This is a genomic window from Aquiflexum sp., from assembly GCF_977115555.1.
Window position 1 is genome coordinate 1 of record NZ_CDSBKL010000632.1, and the last position, 1,549, is coordinate 1,549.

The window sequence follows — 1,549 nt, forward strand, 5'->3', positions numbered from 1 at the left end:
AACAATGAATCAGAGAATTTGAACATCATCACGCCGATGATAGGCGAGCAGGTCCACCTCAAAGACAGCACGCAGCAGTTTACGCTTTGGTGGAGGAAGGTGAAATAGTGTTCAGTCCATAGTCAACAGTCCACAGATTCCATAATCGAACGACATTTTCATTATCCAAATATCAGTTAATCAAATAACCAGTTAATCAAATAACCAATAACCCAATAACCATCCAGTGGACAAAAAACAACTTATTCTCGATGCTGCCCTCCGGCTTTTTGTGGAGTTTGGGTTTCATGATACCCCGACAAGCAAAATCGCCAAAGAAGCCGGTGTTGCCAACGGGACTTTGTTTTACTTTTTTCCTACCAAAGATGACTTGGTAAAGGCGCTTTATATTGATCTTAAGACAAAGATGGGAGGATGTGTGGCAGAGAGCATCTCTGAAGAAATGGAATTGAAGGAGATTTTGAGGGGATTCTATAAGACTTCCCTGACTTGGGCCTTGGATCATCAGCCTGAGTTTACCTTCCTCGAGCAGTTCAACAATTCACCTTACGCGAGGAGTATTGTCAAAGAAGAAATGGATATCCATACCCGACCCTTGCTTTCCCTTCTCCAAAATGGAATCAATGAGGGCATGCTCAAAGCCAAGGATGTAAACTTGATTTATGCCATAGTCAGTGGCCATACTTTTGGTGTCCACAAATACCTTTCTGATAAGACTTTTTCTCCTACAGAAGCAGAACAGGTGATGGAAGAAACCTTTGATTTGATTTGGAACCTGATATCTTTTTGATTTTTCAGCTTTGCCAAATCTGATTCACCTTCTAAGTTGAATAAAGATAAACTTCACTTTTATCCCATTAATTCCTTTTCGATCTGTTCCAAAGTTTTGCCTTTTGTCTCAGGCAATACAAGAAAAATCACCACAAAACCAAAGGCACAGATGGCACCATACAGCCAAAAGTTATTTGCCCAACCGAGGTTTTCTTTGATCGTGGGAAAAGAATAGGTCAGCGTAAAATTCCCTACCCAATGTGCTAATGCTGCAATGGAAATCGCTGCCCCACGGATTCTTGTTGGGAATATTTCCGACAATACCACCCAAAGCAGTGGGGCAAGGGTAAAGGAATAAAACATCACATTGGCAAGAACAAGGATAACTACCTGCCAGCCGCCTTGACCGATGTAAAAAGTATAACCGATAAAGAGGTAAATGATGGCCATGGCCGATGTTCCGGTCAATAAAAGTTTTTTTCTCCCAAAGCGGTCTACTGTAAAAATGGTAATGAATACAGAAACCACCATCACTCCTCCGATTACCACGATATTGAGCATCATCTGCTTGAGGTTATATCCAGCAGCCTGAAAGATGTCTGCAGCGTAATAAATTACCACATTGAGTCCGCTCCACTGTTGCAGGAAAGAAAGGAAGATACCGATCCCGAGCAGTTTGACTATTCTTTTGTTGAGGAGTTCTCTGAAATTGACTTTGGCGAGATTGTCTTCGTCCACAGTGGCTTGGATTTCGCTGACTGCAAGATCTGCATAAAAG

General features: G+C 42.0%; 2 protein-coding genes. One reads left to right on the forward strand and one right to left on the reverse strand.

The genetic code is table 11. The features are described 5' to 3' along the window. Nucleotides 1-226 precede the first annotated feature (226 nt). Complete coding sequence (locus tag ACZFYI_RS20280; RefSeq protein WP_462525935.1) at nucleotides 227-790, forward strand: TetR/AcrR family transcriptional regulator; 564 nt, start codon at nucleotides 227-229, stop codon at nucleotides 788-790. A gap of 59 nt (nucleotides 791-849) precedes the next feature. Here the strand turns inward: ACZFYI_RS20280 and ACZFYI_RS20285 are convergent. Next, a partial coding sequence (locus ACZFYI_RS20285; protein ID WP_462525936.1) for an MFS transporter occupies nucleotides 850-1,549 on the reverse strand: 700 nt, incomplete at its 5' end.